Here is a 17,800-nt window from a genome sequence, read left to right on the forward strand (position 1 = left end):
GCCGTCACATACCCAAGGAGTCACACCCATGACCACACCGCGCCGAAGGGCCCGCCACCTGGTCCGCCGCTGGTGGCCGGTGGCGCTCGCGGTGCCGCTGGGCGCCGCGGCCGGCGCCGGGTACGCCGTCGTCTCGCACCCCTCGTACGCCGCCAGCGCCTACGTCCTCGTGGTGCCGCAGAACCCGGGGGAGGCCGCCACCGCGACCAACTTCGCCCAGGCGTACGGGCGGTTGGCGGGCCAGCCGCAGGTGCTCGCGGTGGCGGCCGCCGAGACCGGCCACACCCGTGCCGAGCTGGAGTCCCTGGTGCACGGGACCACCTCCCCGGACGCCCCGATGATCGAGATCACCGGCACCGGGACGCGCCCCCAGGAGGCGGCCCAGACCGCCGACGCGGTGGCCCGCTCGTTGGTCTCCTTCGCGAACACCAGCAGCAGGGACACCAGCGTCCGGCTGGTGACGCTGGCCCCGGCCGCCGAGCCGGACAAGCCGACCACCCCGTCCGCCACGCTGGACGTCGCGGTCGGTGGCGCGGCCGGGCTGCTGGTGGGGGCCCTGGTGATGATGACCCGCCGCCGGGGCGAGGCCGCCCTGCCGGAGGCCGCCGAGCCCGCCGAGGCCGCCGGGGCCCCGGTGGAGCCGACGACGCCGGCCACCCCCCGCCCGCGCGGCGAGGAGCCGCCCGCCGCCGACCAGGCCGGCAAGACCGGCCAGGCGGAGGAGACCGAGAAGGCCGGGAAGGCCGAGAAGGCGGAAGAGAAGCCCGGGAAGGCGGAAGAGAAGCCCGGGAAGGCGGAAGAGAAGCCCGGGAAGGCGGAAGGGAAGCCCGGGAAGGCCGCTGCCGCGAAGAAGAGCGCCGAGGAGCCCCCGGCCAAGGAGAAGGCCGCGGCCGGGAGCGGGCGATGAGCACTGAGACCCGGCACGCCGGCCTCCCCGCCCAGCCGGCTGCGCCGGGCTGGACCACCGAGCTGCGCCGTGAGGACGACGCTCTGGACACCCTCGCCGAGGAGTGGGACGACCTGGCCGCCCGCTGCCGGACCGCCACCTTCTTCCAGGCCGCCGACTGGCAGCGCTCCTGGTGGCGCCACTACGGCAGCCCGGGCAGTCTGCTGGTGGTGCTCGTCCGCCGGGACGGCCTGCTGGTCGGCGCGGGTGCCTTCAGGCGCCGCGGCGGCCCGCTCGGTGGGCTGACCGCCCTGGGCGCCGGGCTGGTCGACTACTCCGACGTGCTGCTCGACGACGACTGCGCCGACCGGGCCGCCGCCGAGTTCGCCGCCGCCCTCCCGCTCACCCGCCCGTGGCACTCCCTGGAGCTGCGCGAGGTGCACCCCGAGGCGGCGGTGCAGCGGGTGTACGAGCACTGGCACGGCCGACGCCGCCGCTACCAGGACTCGCTCTGCCAGTACCTGCCGGCCGTCCCGATGGACCGGCTGCTGAAGCGGGTGCCCGGCAAGACCGCGCAGCGCAGCCGGGTGAAGCTGCGCAAGATCGCCGAGGCCGGGGTGCAGGTCAGCTCGACGCCGGCGGCCGAGGTGCCGGCGGCGCTGGAGGGCCTGCTGCGGCTGCACTTCCTGCAGTGGCAGGAGCGCGGCGTCACCCCGGAGCACCGCACCGAGCGCTTCGCCCGCCACCTGACCGAGTCCACCGTCGGCCTGGTCGCCACCGGCAGGGCGGCCGTCCACCAGTTCCGGCTGAACGGCGAACTGGTCGCGGTGAACCTGCTGCTGCTCTGCCCCTCCTTCGGCGGCCTGTACATGTACGGCGCGCACCCGGTGCTGCGCGAGCGGCTGGACATCGCCGGGCTGCTGTTCAGCGCCGCCCTGGACGAGACGGTCGGCGCGGGCGTCCCGCTGCTCGGCCTGCTGCGCGGCCAGGAGCCGTACAAGCAGCGCTGGCGGCCGGACCAGCTGTCCAACCAGCGCCTGCTGTTCGGTCCGCCCGGGCCGGCGCCGGCGGCCGTCGCCCGGTCCGGCGCGGTGCGCGTCCGCCAGCAGGCGGCGCACGTGCTGCGGACCCGCTTCCCGCGGCTCAAGGAGGCCCTGCTGGCCCGCCGCCGCGGCTGACCGCCCCCGCCCGGGCTCAGCGGCGGGCGGGCGTCCGGGCCGTCGACGGGCTCGCGGACGGGCTCGCCGAGGGGCTTGCCGACGTGGTGGCCGAGGGGCCCGGCGACGGGCTCGCGGACGGGCCGGGCACCATGCTCGGGGCCCCGGGCACGGCCGAGGGCGCGGGCGGGCGCGGCGGGACGATCGGCGGGACGGGGGCCTGGGGCGCCGTCGGCACCACCGCCGGCGCCCCCTTCGACCCGGACATCAGCTGCTTGAACCGGGCGGCGGAGCGCGGGTTGCGGTCGCACTCGAAGAAGCCGTGCGGGCAGTAGTCGGTGACGGTCTGGTAGGCGGTGTCGTGGGTGCGCATCCACTCGACCATCCGCTGCACGAACTCCGGGTTGTCGCCGTTGCGGAACAGCCCCCACTCCGGGTAGGAGACCGGCTTGCCGCGCTTGGCGGCGAACTCCACCTGGTCCTGAAGCCCGTACGGCTCGCGCACGTAGTCGTCGAAGGTGCCCCCGGCGGGCTGGTCGTAGTTGTCCATGCCGATGATGTCGACCACGTCGTCGCCGGGGTAGCACTTGGTCCACGGGATGGCGTCCAGGCCCCGGTTCGGGGTGAAGTCGAAGCGGAACCGCTGCCCCGGCACCGAGCGCATCACGCCGACGATCCGTCGCCAGTACGCCTTCCACGCGGACGGGTCGGGCTTGCAGCGGTGCGTGTAGGTGACGCCGTTCATCTCCCAGCCGAGCGTGAGCACGGTGTCCGCGCCGCCGAGGGACACCAGCCGGTGGGCGAGCCGCAGGAAGTGCCGGTCGAAGTCCCCGCGCGCGCCCTGGGCGAGCAGCTTGGCGACCTCGCCGTCCGGCACGTTCGCCTCGTTGGGCACCAGCATCGGCACGCCGAGGACGAGCGTCCGGGACGGGTCGGCCAGCCGCCACTGCGACCACATGCCGAGCACCATCAGCTCGCCCTCGACGTCGGCCCAGCTGTTGCCCGCCAGGTAGGTGTGGCCGACTTGCAGGTTGGCGTCGCCCAGCCACTGCGCGTACCGGCCGATCTGCGGGATGTAGTCGTCCCAGGAACCGACGAAGGCGCCGAACGGCGGCTCGTGCTTGGGCCGCTGGACGGGCGGGCGGGGGGCGGCGCCGCGCGGCTCGAAGGCGTCCGAGGAGAGGGTGTGCCGTTCGGTCTGGCTGAGCGGCGACCCGGCCGGGACGCTGGCCGTGGCCATCAGCAGCAGGGCGGCGGCGGCCAGCGTCAGGCGGCCGATTCGCATGGTCTCTCCTCCGGGCGTCGCGGGGCGGGGGCGCGCTGGACGGACCGTGGCGCTCCGCTCGCCGACAGTAGGCCCGGCGGGCGTCGGAAAAGCCGAATGTCACCCTAAAGTGGGCGGTATTCGAACGCCGTCTGCCGCAACGCCCGGCCGGGCCTCGCCGCGTGTATCAGCTCTGTAACGGTCCGGCCGGGCCCCGGCGCCGGGCCCCGGAGCGGGCGGCGGCCCGGCCTCGGCACCGACGGTGCAGGTGGGCGGGCGGGTGCGCGGGGAGGGCGCGCGCGGCCGGACGCGCGGTCCGAGGGGTGGGGCGGGGGCGATTCCAGGCTGACTCGCGTGCCCGGTGAAAGGTACGCTCCGGCCGTGTCCTGGAAGCCGCTGCGTGTACTGACCCCCCGCTCGATCCTGCCTGCCCTGGCGGTGATGCTGGTCCTTGCGGCCGGTGCGGCGGCGCACGCCAACAAGCCGGTGCCGTTCGGCGACCGGGTGGCGGGGCCGGGCGAGGCGGAGGCCACGCCGGTCAGCACGCAGTCGCTGAGCACGGCCGACCTGGATCTGAAGGTCGGCCCCGGACTGGAGGCCTTCCACCGGCAGAGCGGCGAGCAGGCCTGGTCCTACCGCCGCGAGGGCGCCACCGCGCTGTACCTGTCGATGGCGGGGGACAACGCCATCGTGGTCTGGGACGACGGCCTGGTCACCTCGGTGCGCCCGGGCGACCACGAGGTGCGCTGGCACCGGGCGGTGCCCGGCCTGGCGGACTGGCTGCGCGGCGACGGCGAGCCCGGCGCCGACAAGCGCACCGACGCGCAGCGCAAGGAGCTGGCCCAGGAGCGGGCCGCGGCGGCCCTGCACACCGTCCCGCAGGGCGGCTCTGCCTGGGTGGCCGTGGTGACCCCGAACCTGACCATGGGCCTGCGCGACGCCGACGGTGACCTGCGCTACAACTCCAAGCCGCCCGGCAGCTGCGTCTACGACCCGCTGCGCACGGTCGGCACCGAGTACGCCGTGCTCGTCCCGCGCAGCTGCACCAACAGCGCCGGGCAGGCCGTCTCCGGCGGCATCAACGGGTACCGGCTGGACAGCACCGGCTGGCAGCTGAACACCGGCCCGAGCGCCTCGGTCAAGGCGCTGGACGGCAGCCGGGTGCTGATCACCGACGGCCCGATCGTTCCGGCCCGGGTGTTCGACACCAAGGCGGCCGCCCCCGAGGCGGCCTGCGGCAGCCCGTCCGCGCCGTTCGCGGCGGTCCGTCCGCAGGGCGGCTGCACCGACCCGGCGGCGAGCCCGGCCCAGGACGCCCCGGTGGGTCAGGACGCCCCGGTGGGCGACCAGGTGCCCATGCAGCTCCAGGCGCAGCAGCCTCAGCAGTCCCAGCAGTAACGCCGCCCGCCGGTACCCCTGGGCGGTAGCCCCGGGGGTTTCCGCGCGGCCCGGTAGACTTGCCGTCATGGCTGACTTCTCCGGGCAATAGCGGGCGCGCGGCACCGCCTCGTGCGCTGTGCCGACCACCGACGACGCCCCTTCCCGCTGCCCGGCCCCGGGCCCCGTCCGGCCGCCCGCCCACGTCCCAGGAGTAGTTTCCGCCATGATTTCCGCCAACGCCCTTGAGCTGCGCGCCGGTGCCCGAATCCTGATCGAGTCCGCGAACTTCAAGGTCGCCGCCGGCGACCGGATCGGCCTGGTCGGGCGCAACGGCGCCGGCAAGACCACGCTGACCAAGGTGCTGGCCGGCGAGGGCATGCCGGCCTCGGGCACGGTGACCCGCTCCGGTGAGGTCGGCTACCTCCCGCAGGACCCGCGCACCGGCGACCTGGACGTCCTCGCCAAGGACCGCATCCTCTCCGCCCGCGGCCTCGACACCGTGCTCAAGAAGATGCGCGAGAACGAGGACCGGATGGCCAACGGCCAGGGCGCCACCCGGGACAACGCGATGAAGAAGTACGCGCGCCTGGAGACCGAGTTCCTCACCAAGGGCGGGTACGCCGCTGAGGCCGAGGCCGCCACCATCGCGGCCGCCCTGGGCCTGCCGGACCGCATCCTGAACCAGGAGCTGCACACTCTCTCCGGTGGTCAGCGCCGCCGCGTCGAGCTGGCCCGGATCCTGTTCTCGGACTCCGACGTGCTGCTGCTCGACGAGCCCACCAACCACCTCGACGCCGACTCGATCGTCTGGCTGCGGGACTTCCTGAAGACCTACAAGGGTGGCTTCATCGTCATCTCGCACGACGTCGAGCTGGTCGAGACGGTCGTCAACAAGGTCTTCTACCTGGACGCCAACCGCTCCGCCATCGACGTCTACAACATGGGCTGGAAGCAGTACCAGCAGCAGCGTGAGGACGACGAGAAGCGCCGCAAGCGCGAGCGGGCCAACGCCGAGAAGAAGGCCGCGACCCTCAACTCCCAGGCCGACAAGATGCGGGCCAAGGCGACCAAGACGGTGGCCGCGCAGAACATGGCCCGCCGTGCCGAGAAGCTGCTCTCCGGCCTGGAGCAGGTGCGCCAGAACGACAAGGTCGCCAAGCTGCGCTTCCCGGACCCGGCGCCCTGCGGCAAGACCCCGCTGACGGCCAGCGGGCTCTCCAAGTCCTACGGTTCGCTGGAGATCTTCACCGACGTCGGCCTGGCCATCGACCGCGGTTCGCGGGTCGTCATCCTCGGCTTCAACGGCGCGGGCAAGACCACCCTGCTGCGGATGCTCGCCGGGGTGGAGCAGCCGGACACCGGCGAGGTGATCCCGGGCCACGGCCTGAAGATCGGCTACTACGCCCAGGAGCACGAGACCCTGGACCCGGACCGCACGGTGCTGGAGAACATGCGTTCCTCCGCGCCGGACACCGACCTGGTGCAGATCCGCAAGATCCTCGGTTCCTTCCTGTTCTCCGGCGACGACGTCGACAAGCCGGCCGGGGTGCTCTCCGGCGGTGAGAAGACCCGGCTCGCGCTGGCCTCGCTGGTGGTCTCCAGCGCCAACGTGCTGCTGCTCGACGAGCCCACCAACAACCTCGACCCGGCCAGCCGCGAGGAGATCCTCGGCGCGCTGCGGGAGTTCTCCGGCGCGGTCGTGCTGGTCACCCACGACGAGGGCGCCGTGGAGGCGCTCCAGCCGGAGCGGATCATCCTGCTGCCGGACGGGGTCGAGGACCTCTGGAGCCCGGCGTACGCCGATCTGGTCTCGCTGGCCTGACCGGGTGTAGACGCGATCTCCGCTTTCAGGACCAGAAAAACTAGTACTTACGGCGTGTCCGGGAATGAAGAAAGCCTGGATTCCGTTTAAGGACTTCCTGTCGGCCCGCCACTCGATCGTGGTCGGGCCGACACTGCTGATCAGCCCTTTCTCGGCGGATGGCGGAATCCGCCCGGGGGCGCGCACTCTACGTGAGCGCCCTGATGCGCTCGGATCACCACCGCAGGACCACGCATTCCCGACATCGACCTTGCCGAATGGGTGGCCAGGACGCGGTGGATGGGTGATCATGGGAATCTGACCGAGCAACGCTACGAGGAGGCACGGGTGGCCGAGACTCTGAAAAAGGGCAGCCGGGTGACCGGTGCCGCGCGTGAGAAGCTCGCGGCCGATCTCAAGAAGAAGTACGACTCCGGGGCGAGCATTCGCGCTCTCGCGGAGGAGACCGGTCGTTCGTACGGCTTTGTGCACCGGATGCTGAGCGAGTCCGGAGTCATTCTCCGGGGCCGCGGTGGTGCCACGCGTGGCAAGAACAAGGCGACCGCCGGGGCCGGTTCCTGACGGTCCGTCAGCTCATGGCTGAATGGCGCGGCGGCAGGGCGCCGACCGGGGGGACGAGAACCGATCGTCCGCCCTCGGGTCGAGTGGACCGGCCGCCGATCGTCATGTCCGGGGTGTCGTCCGCCCCCGGGCGCGCTCCTTCCGTCGATCTTTCCGGGCCGGCGCCCTGCCGGCGTGCGCCCAGGTTTGTTACTCTCCGGTAGCCAAGCCCCTCGCCACCGGAGGTCCCCGCATGACCGCCCCCGTCACCGACCCGCAGGCCCCGAGCTGGGAGCAGGACGGCGTCCGCCTGGAGATCGACGGCGAACTCGCCGTCGTCACCCTGTGTCAGCCCAAGCGGCGCAACGCCCAGTCGCCCGCCCTGTGGCGCGCCCTCGCCGCCGCGGGCCGTGACCTGCCCGGCGGCGTCCGGGTGGTCCTGCTGCGTGCGGAGGGCGTCTCCTTCTCGGCGGGCCTGGACCGGGCCATGTTCACCCCCGAGGGCATCCCCGGCGAGCCCACCTTCCTCCAGCTCGCCGGCGCCCCCGACCAGGAGCTCGACGACACCATCGCCTCCTACCAGCAGGCCTTCACCTGGTGGCGCCGCCCCGACCTGGTCTCCATCGCCGCCGTCCAGGGCCATGCCGTCGGCGCCGGCTTCCAGCTCGCCCTCGGCTGTGACCTGCGCGTCGTCGCCGACGACGTCCAGTTCGCCATGAAGGAGACCTCGCTCGGCCTCGTCCCCGACCTGGCCGGCACCAAGCCGCTCACCGAACTCGTCGGCTACGCCCGGGCGCTGGAGATCTGCGCCACCGGCCGCTGGGTCGGCGCCGAGGAGGCAGCCGCCATCGGGCTGGCCAACCTGGCCGTCCCCGGTGCGGAACTGGACGCCGCCGCCCGCGACCTCGCCGCCGCCCTGCTGGCCGCGCCGCGCAACGCCGTCATCGAGACCAAGGCCCTGCTCCAGGGCGCCGCCGGCCGCTCCTTCGACGAGCAGCGCTCGGCCGAACGGGCGGCGCAGGCCCGCCGCCTGCGGGACCTCGCCGGGATCGGCGACTAGCCAGGCTGCGTCGTGTGAACGGGCCCGGCCCGGGGAGTGCTCCCCGGGCCGGGCCCTCGGCGTTCCGGAGGCATCCCGGTGGCCCTCCCGGCGGGCGCGGAACGTGGCGAAATGTCAGAGTTATGGGGATTTGCGATATAGCTGGAGCCGTACGACGGGAGATGCGCCCCCATGCCTGACACTCCGACCCCCGCCACCATGCACAAGAACCCCGGCCACGCCGCGGCCGCCGGCTCCGCCGCCCACGCGCCGTCCTCGCCGTCCTCGGCCTCCGCCGCGACCGACGCCGGCAAGCCGACCGGCGAGCGCGGCCGCACGGCGCTGGCCGTCGGCGTGGTCGAGAAGATCGCCGGGATGGCCGCCCGCGAGGTCAACGGCATCCACGCCCTCGGCTCTGGCCTCGCCCGCACCTTCGGCGCGATGCGCGACCGGGTGCCGGGCGGCAAGTCCGGCGTCGGGCGCGGCATCAAGGCCGAGGTCGGCGAGAAGCAGACCGCCATCGACATCGCCCTGGTCGTCGAGTACGGCGTGGTCATCCCCGAACTCGCCCGGCAGGTACGGGAGAACATCATCGACGCGGTCGAGCGGATGACCGGCCTGGAAGTCGTCGAGGTCAACATCGCGGTCAACGACGTCCATCTCCCCGACGAGCCGGACGTCGAGGAGGAGGAAGAGGAGACGGTCGTCGCGGGGCAGCGGCCCAAACTCAAGTAGCGAGCCCACGAAGCGCCCGGCGGCGGGCGGCAGCGAGGACGAGGAGTAGCGGATGAACCTGGCCATCGTCGGCCTGGTGGTGGGCATGGCCCTCGGCTTCGCCGGGTACTTCGGCGGTTTCGCGGCGTTCCTGCTGGTCGCCGCGCTCGGGCTGGTCGGCTTCGTGGCCGGCCGCCTGCTGGAGGGCGACATCGAGCTGGGCGACCTCGGCGACCTGCTCCGCGGCCGCGACCGGCGCCGTTGATGGCGGCTCCCACCACCAGTGCCCGCCGCGAACCCGCGGCCCGGGGCCGACTCCGGATCGCCGACCGCGTCTACGCCCGCATCGCCGCCCGGGCCGCCCGCGAGGCCCTCGCCGACGCCTGGACCGGCCGCACCGCCAAGGGCGCACCGCCCACTGTCTCGGTGGCCGTGCCCGGCAGCACCGTGACCGTCCGGGTCGCCGTCGCACTGCCCTTCCCCGCCGACCTCGCGGCGCTCGCCCGGGCCGTCCGCGAACGCGTCGCCGCGCAGGTCGCCGGGTTCACCGGGACCAGGGTGTCCGAGGTGGTCGTCGTCGTGGAGCGGCTGGTGACCGGGGGAGTGTCATGAGTACGGGGGTCGAACCGGTGCCCGGCGAGGAGGCGACGGCGGTCGGGGACGGGCCCCCGCCGGAGAAGGTGCGGCGGCCGCGGGCGCCGCGGGCCGTCGTCGCGGCGCTCGTCGCCACCGTGCTGCTGGTGCTCGCGGGCGCGCTGCTGTACGACGTGGTCGCCGTCCGCGCCGGGTACCCGACCCGCCGGTGGCGCGCCCGGATCGCCGACGAACTGGCCACCCGTCACCTCGACGACCTGTGGGTGCTGGTGGGTGCCGGCACCGCCGTCCTCCTCGGCGGGGTGCTGCTCTGGCTGGCCCTCGCCCCCGGTCTCGGCCGCTGGCTCCCGCTGCGCCCGCACGGCGACACCGGCGCCGCCATCGACCGGGCCGGCATCGGGCACCTGCTCGCCGACCGCGCCGCCGGACTCCAGGGCATCGACGAGCTGCGGATCCGGATCAGCCGCCGGCGCGTCCGGGTCACCCTCATTGGGGCGGCGGACCCGGTGTCGGTCCAGTGCCAACTGCGGGACGAGCTGGCGCGGGTGACGCTGGCCCGGCCGCTGCGCCTCGACGTGCGGGCGGGGCCCGGGGTGGGGGCGGCGGGATGAGGCGGACGGGTGTCAACCGGCTGCTGCTGGGGGTGGTCGGGGCGGTGCTGCTGGCCGTCGGCGTGCTGGTGCTGGCCGGCGGGCTCGACCTGTACCGCCGGCTCGGCGCCGACCCGCCGGGCTGGTGGCCGCTCACCTCCCCGGACCAGCCGGTGCTCAGTGCCCGCTCGCGCACCCGCTGGGCGGATTCGACCTGGTGGTGGCCCACCGTCATCGGCGGGCTGGCCGTGGTGATCGCGGGCACCGCCTGGTGGCTGGTGGCGCAGTTGCGGCGCAGCGGCCCGGCCGGCCTCGTCGTGCCGACGCCAGGTGCCACCGGACTCCGGCTGCGGGTCCGCACCCGGGCGCTGGAAGAGGCGCTGGAGAACGGGACGGCCACGCTCCCCGAAGTCGAGCGCGCGGGCGTACGCCTGGTGCGCGCACCTGGGCACCCGCGGTTGCGGGGCGCTGTCCGGCTCACCCCCGGTGGCGATCCGGCGGCCCTGGTGGAGCACTTCGACACCGGCCCGCGAACCGACGCCCGGACCAGCCTGGGCCTCCCGGAACTCCCCGCCGACCTGCGGATCCGGGTCCTCCAGGCCGCCCGGCCCGAGTCGCGACGGCGCCGAGGGCGGCGCAGGCCCCCGCGGGTGGAGTGAACCGGGGGCGGGCGGAGTCGGACGCCCGCCCCCGTGTGCGTTCTAGAGGGGGCGCAGGGCGCCGCCGTCGACGGGGATCATCACACCGGTCAGGTAGGAGGCGGCGGGGGAGAGCAGGAAGGCCGCGACCTTGCCGAACTCCTCGGGGGTGCCGTAGCGGCCGAGCGGGATGGTCGCGGCGGCCTGGGCGCGGGCGCCGTCCGGGTCGCCGCCCAGGGAGTCCAGCTCGCGCACCCGGTCGGTGTCGATCCGGGCCGGGAGCAGGCCCACCACCCGGATGCCGCGCGGGCCGAGTTCGTCGGCGAGGGACTTGGCGGCCATCGCCAGCCCCGGGCGCAGGCCGTTGGAGATGCCCAGGCCGGGGATCGGCTGGCGCACCGAGCCGGAGAGCACGAAGCCGATCACGCCGCCCTCGCCGAGGGCTGCGGCGGCGGCGCGGGCGAGCCGCAGCGCGCCGAGGAAGACCGACTCGAACGCGTCGCGCCAGGCCTCCTCGGGGGCGGTGGCCACCGGGCCGGCCTGGGGGCCGCCGACGCTGATCAGCACGCCGTCGAGCCGGCCGAAGCGCCCGGTCGCCTCGGCGATCAGCCGTTCGGCGGTCGCCGGGTCGGCGTTGTCGGCGGCCAGGCCGTGGGCCGTCCCGGCGCCGCCGATGGCGTCCAGCTCGGCGACGGCGGCGGCCACGGACTCCTTGCCGCGCCCGCTGACCAGCACCCGGGCTCCGTCGGCGGCCAGCTCCCGGGCGGCGGCGAAGCCGAGGCCCCGGGTGGCGCCGGTGGCCACGTACACCTTGTCCTTCAGTCCAAGATCCATGGGGCCATCCTGCCGGGTGGCGGGCGCGAGGGGGAGGGCTGGGGGCGGGTGGCGGGGTGGCGTGGCGCCGGGGGCGGTGGAGGGAGCAGGGGTGAGGTGGGGCCGGGGGCGGGCTGGCGTTGACGTCCGGGTCAAGGTCTACCGTCGGTCCCGGCGGCGTGCGGAGGCGGGCCGGGAGAGCGGGTGCGGGGATGCGGATCGGGGAGCTGGCGGAGCGGGCGGGGACGACCACCCGGGCGCTGCGGTACTACGAGCAGCTCGGCCTGCTGCCGGCCCGCCGGGCGGGCAACGGCTACCGGGCGTACGACGAGGAGGACCTGCGGCTGCTGCGGCAGATCCGGACGCTGCAGGACTTCGGGTTCGGCCTGGAGGAGACCCGCCCGTTCGTGGAGTGCCTCCAGGCGGGCCACCCCGAGGGCGACTCCTGCCCGGCCTCGCTGGAGGTGTACCGGCGCAAGCTCGCCGAACTGGACGAGTGCATCGCCCGGCTCCAGGACGTCCGGGCCCGGGTGGCCGGGCAGTTCGACCGGGCGGTACGGGCCCGGGACGGGCTGGCGGCCGAGCCCTCCGGACAGCCGCCGCGCTGTGAACTGGCGAACGAATGGGCGAAGGAGTAGACGATGGTGCAGATCCCAGGGGTGCCCGCGGTGACGGACGACACGTTCGCCGCGGAGGTGCTGGCGGCCGAAGGTCCGGTGCTGGTGGACTTCACGGCGGACTGGTGCCCGCCGTGCCGGATGATGGCGCCGGTGCTGGCGGACGTCGCCCGCGAGGAGGCGCACCGGCTGCGGGTGGTCAGCGTGGACGTGGACCGCAATCCGCGCACCCAGGCCGCGTACGGGGTGCTGTCGATGCCGACGCTGATGGTGTTCCGCGGCGGCGAGCCGGTGCGCTCGGTGGTCGGAGCCCGGGCCAAGGCGCGGCTGCTGCGCGAGCTGGAGGACGTGCTGTAGGCGGTTCTCCGGGGCGTTTGCGGGGCCGTCCTTCCGGGCCGGGGCCTCAGGCCGCCGGTACGGCCTCGACCGGCACCTCGGCCTCGGCGGCCTGCTTGGCCCGGTCCTTGGCCTCGCGGCGGGCCAGCACCCCGACCCCGACCGGGATCATCGCGGTGAACAGCCACCACTGGATCGCGTACGCCATGTGCGGGCCGATGTCGGAGTGGTTGGGTTCGGGGATCAGCTCGGGCTGGTCGGCGGGGGCCGGGTTGGTGGCGGTGAGCTCCAGGTAGCCGCCGAGCACGGTGGTGACGCCGGTCTCCTTGGCCTGCTGCTCGGTGTTGATCAGGTTGAACTGCCGGTCGGGCAGGCCGGCGCGGTCCTTGATACCGCTGCTGCCCGTGGTCTCGTCGGCGCGCATCCGACCGGTGAGGGAGACCTCGCCGGTCGGGGCGGCCGGGACCGTCGGGTAGGCGGTGGCGCCGCCGTCGCCGGCCACCCAGCCGCGGTTGACCAGGATGCTGCCCCTGCCGTCGGAGAGCTTGAGCGGGGTGATGACGAAGTAGCCGATCGTGTCCCCGCTGGAGTCGGTCCGCTTGCGGACGACGAACTCGTGCGCCGTGTCGTACTGCCCGGTGGCCGTCACCGGATGCCAGATGAGGTCCTTGGGCACCGTGAAGCCGGGGGTCGACGACACCGTGTCGAACGGCACCGGGGCGACGGTGAGGGCCTTGCCGATCAGGTCGTTCCGGGCCACCCGCGCCTCGTGGCGGTGCAGCTGCCAGAAGCCCAGCTCGATCGTCGCGGGGATCAGCAGCAGCGCGATCAGCATGGTGATCAGCCACTGGCGGGTCAGCAGAAAACGGTACACATGGGCACGGTACGCCGACCTCACATCCGGCTCACGCACCGGGGTGCGGCGCGACTTCGCGGAGCAGTTGGAGGAAGGCGTCCTCGCCGACCACCGGCGTGCCGACCTCGCGGGCCCGGCGGGCCTTGCCGCTCCAGCTGTTCGGCTCGTTGGTGACCAGCAGGCTGGTGAGCCGGCTCACCGAGGTGGCGATGTGCAGGCCGGCCTCGGCGGCGCGGTCCTCCAGCAGCTCCCGGTCGGTGGCGGTGTCGCCGGTGAAGGCCACCCGCATGCCCTGCACCAGCGGCTTGCCGTCCTCCCAGCGTCCGGGGTTGGGGTACGGGCAGGGCGGGCGCTTCTTGGCCTGGCGGTAGGCGGCGCCGGTCCAGGAGGCGCGGCCGGGCGTGGCGGGCTCGTCCTCGCCGAGGTCGGTGACCGCCACGCAGGCCTGCACCGGCAGCGGGACGCCGCCCTGGCGCGCCAGGTGCAGGCTGGGGCGGAACGCCTCGGCGAGCACCCGGGCGTCGTCCAGGGCGTTGTGCGCGTGCTGCTGGCGGACGCCGAAGTGGGCGGCGAGCGAGGACAGCTTGCCGTTGGGCAGCGGCAGCCGTAGGTCGCGGGAGAGCACCATGGTGCAGATCCGCTGCTCGACCGGGGCGCGCAGGCCGGCCCGGGAGAACTCGCGCGAGATCATGTTCCAGTCGAAGAGCGCGTTGTGGGCGACCAGGACCCGGCCGTTCAGCCGGTCGGCGAACTCGTCGGCGATCTGCGGGAAGGTCGGGGCGCCCGAGAGCAGCTCCGCCGTGAGGCCGTGGATCCAGACCGGCCCCGGGTCCCGCTGGGGGTTGACCAGGGTGTACCAGTGGTCGGTGACCTCGCCGTCCGGGTCCAGCTGGTAGACGCCCGCCGAGATGACGCGGTCCGAGCGGCCGAGGCCGGTGGTCTCGACGTCGACCACCGCGAAGCCCTCGGCGGGGGCGGCGGTGCGCTGGGCGGGGACCGGGACGGTCCGCGGCGCGCCGTACGTCTCGGGCTGGATCGGTTGCATGGTCCAACAGGATAAGCGCCGCCGGGCCCGTGTCCGGTCGAAATGTTCCGGCCGAGCGACCGGAATAGAGTATTCCGCATAGGCGTCGCCTATCCGGTCGACGCCATCCACCGGCTGTCGACACCCCCCGACGGCCGACTCCGTAAGGACGAACTCCCATGCGCGCCACCGTGATCCACGGCCCCAATGACATCCGGATCGAAGAGGTCCCGGACCCGGTGATCCAGCACCCGACGGACGTCGTGGTGCGGGTGGTGAACGCCTGCATCTGCGGCAGCGACCTGTGGGCGTACCGCGGGGTGGCCCAGCGGGTGGCCGGGCAGCGGATCGGGCACGAGTTCCTGGGCGTGGTCGAGGAGGCGGGCGCCGAGGTGCGCGGCTTCGCGCCGGGCGACCTGGTGGTGGCGCCGTTCGTCTGGTCGGACGGCAGCTGCGACTTCTGCCGGGAGGGCCTGCAGACCTCCTGCCCGCACGGCGGGTTCTGGGGCCAGGTCGGCTCCGACGGCGGCCAGGGCGAGGCGGTGCGGGTGCCGTTCGCGGACGGCACGCTGGTGAAGCTGCCGAAGGAGGCCGCGGGCGACGAGAAGCTGCTGCCGGGGCTGCTGGCGCTGTCCGACGTGATGGCCACCGGGCACCATGCCGCCGTGTCGGCCCGGGTGCGCCCGGGCGTGACGGTCGCCGTGGTCGGCGACGGCGCGGTGGGCCTGTGCGGCGTGCTGGCGGCGCACCGGCTGGGCGCGGACCGCATCATCGCGCTGGGCCGGCACACCGCCCGCACCGACCTGGCCCGGCGCTTCGGCGCGACCGACGTGGTGGCCGAGCGCGGCGAGGCCGCGATCGAGGCGGTCAAGGAGCTGACCGGCGGCCAGGGCGCGCACGCTGTCCTGGAGGCCGTCGGGACCGAGGAGTCGATGCGCACGGCCGTCTCGATCGCCCGGGACGGCGGCGCGGTGGGCTACGTCGGCGTTCCGCACGGCGGCAGTGCGGGCGTCGACATCGGTCAGATGTTCGGCCGAAACGTTTCGCTCAATGGCGGCGTCGCCCCGGCCCGTGCCTACATCCCCGACCTGCTGCCGGACGTCCTCTCCGGGGCCATCGAGCCCGGTCTGGTGTTCGACCGCACGGTGGGCCTGGACGGTGTCCCGGACGGCTACCGGGCAATGGACGACCGCTCGGCGCTGAAGGTCCGGATCGCCTTCTGACGATGCGTCAGAAGGGGCGGTACTGCTGGACGGTGCCGCCCCTTCGGCATGTGGCGGCGGTGTTGTGAAGTGGCGTGAGTGGTGGTTTTCGGCCAATTGGATAGTGCGAGAGGGTGAACGACTGGCTGATCGCGGTCAACCCCTTTCGGGGCGGGCGCGACGCTCCTAGCATTGCGCGGCGCGCACACGGATTGTGACGCCCCTCACGTCCGATCGTTCCCCGTGTGCGACCGCTACGCCGAAGGAGTGAGGAGAGACAGAGTGGATTCGCCGCCGATCACCACTACCCCTACGGAAGTCCAACTCATCGATGAGAGCGAGGAGTTCCGTACCCTGAGGCGCTCGTTCCGGAGCTTCGCCTTCCCGGTCACCATCGGCTTCGTGCTCTGGTACCTGCTCTACGTGCTGCTCTCCTGCTACGCGCCCGGCCTGATGGGTGCCAAGGTCGTCGGGCACATCAACGTGGCCCTGGTGCTGGGGCTGCTGCAGTTCGTCACCACCTTCGCCATCGCCGCCTGGTACGCCCGCTACGCCGACCGGCGGATCGACCCGACCGCCGCCGCGATCCGCGAGGCCCACGGCGCCGTCGTCCACGCTCCCCGGGAGTCCGCCGAATGAGCCTGCTCGCCAGCTCCGCCACGGAGCACCGCGGCATCACGATGACCCTCTTCGGGCTGTTCGTGCTGGCCACCCTCGCGATCACCGTCTGGGCCGGGCGGCAGACCAAGGACGCGGCCGACTTCTACGCCGGTGGCCGCGGCTTCACCGGATTCCAGAACGGCCTGGCCATCTCCGGCGACTACATGTCCGCCGCGTCCTTCCTCGGCATCGCCGGCGCCATCGCGCTCTCCGGCTACGACGGCTTCCTCTACTCGATCGGCTTCCTGGTCGCCTGGCTGGTCGCGCTGCTGCTGATCGCCGAACCGCTGCGCAACTCCGGCCGCTTCACCATGGCGGACGTCCTCGCGTTCCGGATGCGCCAGCGCCCGGTGCGCACCGCGGCGGGCGTCTCCACCATCGTGGTGTCGATCTTCTACCTGCTCGCCCAGATGGTCGGCGCCGGGACGCTGGTCGCCCTGCTACTGGGGGTCAACGGGGACGCCGCCAAGCGCTGGACCATCGTCGCGGTCGGCGCGCTGATGGTCGTCTACGTGGTGATAGGGGGCATGAAGGGCACCACCTGGGTGCAGATCGTCAAGGCCGTGCTGCTGATCGCCGGCACCGCGCTGATGACCGTCCTGGTGCTCGCCAAGTACCACTTCAACCCCTCGGAACTGCTCGGCGCCGCCGCCAGTGCGAGCGGCAAGGGCGCGGCCTTCCTCGAACCGGGGCTGAAGTACGGGGCCAGCGACACCAGCAAACTCGACTTCATCAGCCTCGGGATCGCGCTGGTGCTCGGCACCGCCGGCCTGCCGCACATCCTGGTCCGCTTCTACACCGTGCCCACCGCCAAGGCGGCCCGGAAGTCGGTGCTCTGGGCGATCGGCATCATCGGCGTCTTCTACCTGATGACCCTGGCGCTCGGCTTCGGCGCGGCGGCGCTGGTCGGCCCCAAGGCGATCAAGGCGGCCAACGCCTCCGGCAACACGGCGGCCCCGCAGCTGGCCGAGGTGCTCGGCGGAGGCTCCGGCACCACCGGCGGCGCGATCCTGCTCGCGGTGATCTCCGCCGTCGCCTTCGCCACCATCCTGGCCGTGGTCGCCGGACTCACCCTGGCGTCCTCCGCCTCCTTCGCACACGACCTGTACGCCAACGTGATCCGGCGCGGCAAGGCCACCGAGAAGCAGGAGGTGCTCTCGGCGAAGTGGGCCGCCGTCGCGATCGGCGCGGTGGCCATCGTGCTCAGCCTCTTCGCGGGCAAGCTCAACACCGCCGCCCTGGTCGCCCTGGCCTTCGCGGTGGCCGCCTCGGCGAACCTGCCCACCCTGCTCTACTCGCTGTTCTGGAAGCGCTTCACCACCTCCGGCGCGGTCAGCTCGGTCTACGCCGGCCTGATCAGCTCGGTCGTGCTGGTGGTCTTCTCCCCGGTGGTCTCCGGCGCGAAGACCTCGCTGTTCCCGGACACCGACTTCCATTGGTTCCCGCTGGAGAACCCGGGCCTGGTCTCCATCCCGATCGGCTTCCTGGCCGGGTGGATCGCCACCCTGCTCTCCAAGGACCGACCCGACCCGGCGAAGTACGCTGAACTGGAGGTCCGGGCGCTGACCGGGCTGGGCGCCCACTGACCGGGCGCCCACTCACCGACCGGCGATGACTATGCTGGCCCGGCCCGCCTTGACGGTGGCCGGGCCGGCCGCATTCTCGGGA

General features: G+C 73.6%; 20 protein-coding genes. 16 read left to right on the top strand and 4 right to left on the bottom strand.

The window, feature by feature from the left end:
- Nucleotides 1–28: 28 nt before the first annotated feature.
- Both AB0O82_RS05975 and AB0O82_RS05980 read left to right on the top strand, forming a co-directional pair.
- Nucleotides 29–907, top strand: coding sequence for a Wzz/FepE/Etk N-terminal domain-containing protein (locus AB0O82_RS05975; RefSeq protein ID WP_363580621.1), 879 nt, complete (start codon nucleotides 29–31; stop codon nucleotides 905–907).
- Nucleotides 904–2,064 (top strand): GNAT family N-acetyltransferase, encoded by a 1,161-nt coding sequence (locus AB0O82_RS05980; protein WP_363580623.1) that lies wholly within the window; start codon nucleotides 904–906, stop codon nucleotides 2,062–2,064. The genes AB0O82_RS05975 and AB0O82_RS05980 overlap by 4 nt, the downstream gene beginning before the upstream one ends.
- Nucleotides 2,065–2,080: 16 nt before the next feature.
- Here AB0O82_RS05980 and AB0O82_RS05985 read toward each other — a convergent pair whose 3' ends face one another.
- A complete protein-coding gene (locus AB0O82_RS05985) occupies nucleotides 2,081–3,328 on the bottom strand; it encodes a glycosyl hydrolase (protein WP_363580625.1) in 1,248 nt (415 codons plus the stop codon).
- A gap of 360 nt (nucleotides 3,329–3,688) precedes the next feature.
- Here AB0O82_RS05985 and AB0O82_RS05990 point away from each other — a divergent pair, with 360 nt between their 5' ends.
- From AB0O82_RS05990 to AB0O82_RS06030, 9 genes are all read left to right on the top strand, one after another.
- The gene (locus AB0O82_RS05990; protein WP_363580627.1) at nucleotides 3,689–4,705 is read left to right on the top strand and encodes a hypothetical protein; all 1,017 of its coding nucleotides are present in this window, start codon (nucleotides 3,689–3,691) and stop codon (nucleotides 4,703–4,705) included.
- A 205-nt stretch (nucleotides 4,706–4,910) separates the two neighbouring features.
- The gene (abc-f, locus tag AB0O82_RS05995; protein ID WP_363580629.1) at nucleotides 4,911–6,509 is read left to right on the top strand and encodes a ribosomal protection-like ABC-F family protein; all 1,599 of its coding nucleotides are present in this window, start codon (nucleotides 4,911–4,913) and stop codon (nucleotides 6,507–6,509) included.
- 327 nt (nucleotides 6,510–6,836) lie between these two features.
- Complete coding sequence (locus AB0O82_RS06000; RefSeq protein ID WP_030059940.1) at nucleotides 6,837–7,070, top strand: helix-turn-helix domain-containing protein; 234 nt, start codon at nucleotides 6,837–6,839, stop codon at nucleotides 7,068–7,070.
- Nucleotides 7,071–7,302: 232 nt separating this feature from the next.
- Nucleotides 7,303–8,109 (top strand): enoyl-CoA hydratase/isomerase family protein, encoded by an 807-nt coding sequence (locus AB0O82_RS06005; protein ID WP_363580631.1) that lies wholly within the window; start codon nucleotides 7,303–7,305, stop codon nucleotides 8,107–8,109.
- Between the two features lie 171 nt (nucleotides 8,110–8,280).
- Nucleotides 8,281–8,823: an Asp23/Gls24 family envelope stress response protein gene (locus AB0O82_RS06010; RefSeq protein WP_363580633.1), complete on the top strand. Its 543-nt coding sequence runs from the start codon at nucleotides 8,281–8,283 to the stop codon at nucleotides 8,821–8,823.
- Between the two features lie 52 nt (nucleotides 8,824–8,875).
- A complete protein-coding gene (locus AB0O82_RS06015) occupies nucleotides 8,876–9,067 on the top strand; it encodes a hypothetical protein (RefSeq protein ID WP_063349611.1) in 192 nt (63 codons plus the stop codon).
- Nucleotides 9,067–9,414 (top strand): Asp23/Gls24 family envelope stress response protein, encoded by a 348-nt coding sequence (locus AB0O82_RS06020; protein WP_363580635.1) that lies wholly within the window; start codon nucleotides 9,067–9,069, stop codon nucleotides 9,412–9,414. Before AB0O82_RS06015 ends, AB0O82_RS06020 begins: the two co-directional genes overlap by 1 nt.
- Nucleotides 9,411–10,007, top strand: a complete 597-nt coding sequence (locus AB0O82_RS06025) for a DUF6286 domain-containing protein (protein WP_363580637.1) — start codon at nucleotides 9,411–9,413, stop codon at nucleotides 10,005–10,007. Before AB0O82_RS06020 ends, AB0O82_RS06025 begins: the two co-directional genes overlap by 4 nt.
- Nucleotides 10,004–10,645: an alkaline shock response membrane anchor protein AmaP gene (locus AB0O82_RS06030; protein WP_363580639.1), complete on the top strand. Its 642-nt coding sequence runs from the start codon at nucleotides 10,004–10,006 to the stop codon at nucleotides 10,643–10,645. Before AB0O82_RS06025 ends, AB0O82_RS06030 begins: the two co-directional genes overlap by 4 nt.
- 42 nt (nucleotides 10,646–10,687) lie before the next feature.
- On the opposite strand, the gene AB0O82_RS06035 is transcribed toward AB0O82_RS06030, so the two are convergent.
- Nucleotides 10,688–11,458, bottom strand: coding sequence for an SDR family oxidoreductase (locus AB0O82_RS06035; protein ID WP_363580641.1), 771 nt, complete (start codon nucleotides 11,456–11,458; stop codon nucleotides 10,688–10,690).
- A 191-nt stretch (nucleotides 11,459–11,649) separates the two neighbouring features.
- On the opposite strand from AB0O82_RS06035, the gene AB0O82_RS06040 reads away from it, so the two are divergent.
- Together AB0O82_RS06040 and trxA are read left to right on the top strand one after the other, a co-directional pair.
- Nucleotides 11,650–12,075 carry a MerR family transcriptional regulator gene (locus AB0O82_RS06040; RefSeq protein WP_350880255.1) on the top strand — a complete coding sequence of 142 codons (426 nt, stop codon included), beginning with the start codon at nucleotides 11,650–11,652 and terminating at the stop codon, nucleotides 12,073–12,075.
- Nucleotides 12,076–12,078: 3 nt separating this feature from the next.
- Nucleotides 12,079–12,411 carry a thioredoxin gene (trxA, locus tag AB0O82_RS06045; RefSeq protein ID WP_063349617.1) on the top strand — a complete coding sequence of 111 codons (333 nt, stop codon included), beginning with the start codon at nucleotides 12,079–12,081 and terminating at the stop codon, nucleotides 12,409–12,411.
- A gap of 46 nt (nucleotides 12,412–12,457) precedes the next feature.
- Here trxA and AB0O82_RS06050 read toward each other — a convergent pair whose 3' ends face one another.
- Both AB0O82_RS06050 and AB0O82_RS06055 read right to left on the bottom strand, forming a co-directional pair.
- Nucleotides 12,458–13,264 carry an SURF1 family cytochrome oxidase biogenesis protein gene (locus AB0O82_RS06050; RefSeq protein WP_363580643.1) on the bottom strand — a complete coding sequence of 269 codons (807 nt, stop codon included), beginning with the start codon at nucleotides 13,262–13,264 and terminating at the stop codon, nucleotides 12,458–12,460.
- A 31-nt stretch (nucleotides 13,265–13,295) separates the two neighbouring features.
- The gene (locus AB0O82_RS06055; RefSeq protein ID WP_363580645.1) at nucleotides 13,296–14,291 is read right to left on the bottom strand and encodes a DEDDh family exonuclease; all 996 of its coding nucleotides are present in this window, start codon (nucleotides 14,289–14,291) and stop codon (nucleotides 13,296–13,298) included.
- A 158-nt stretch (nucleotides 14,292–14,449) separates the two neighbouring features.
- Between AB0O82_RS06055 and AB0O82_RS06060 the strand changes: the two genes are divergently transcribed.
- From AB0O82_RS06060 to AB0O82_RS06070, 3 genes are all read left to right on the top strand, one after another.
- A complete protein-coding gene (locus tag AB0O82_RS06060; RefSeq protein WP_363580647.1) occupies nucleotides 14,450–15,493 on the top strand; it encodes a zinc-dependent alcohol dehydrogenase family protein in 1,044 nt (347 codons plus the stop codon).
- A 261-nt stretch (nucleotides 15,494–15,754) separates the two neighbouring features.
- On the top strand, nucleotides 15,755–16,111 hold the full coding sequence (locus AB0O82_RS06065) for a DUF485 domain-containing protein (protein WP_063349620.1): 357 nt from the start codon (nucleotides 15,755–15,757) through the stop codon (nucleotides 16,109–16,111).
- Nucleotides 16,108–17,718: a cation acetate symporter gene (locus AB0O82_RS06070; RefSeq protein WP_350880245.1), complete on the top strand. Its 1,611-nt coding sequence runs from the start codon at nucleotides 16,108–16,110 to the stop codon at nucleotides 17,716–17,718. The genes AB0O82_RS06065 and AB0O82_RS06070 overlap by 4 nt, the downstream gene beginning before the upstream one ends.
- The last annotated feature ends 82 nt before the right edge of the window (nucleotides 17,719–17,800 follow it).

The sequence above is a fragment of the Kitasatospora sp. NPDC088264 genome, from assembly GCF_040685715.1.
GTDB lineage: Bacteria > Actinomycetota > Actinomycetes > Streptomycetales > Streptomycetaceae > Kitasatospora.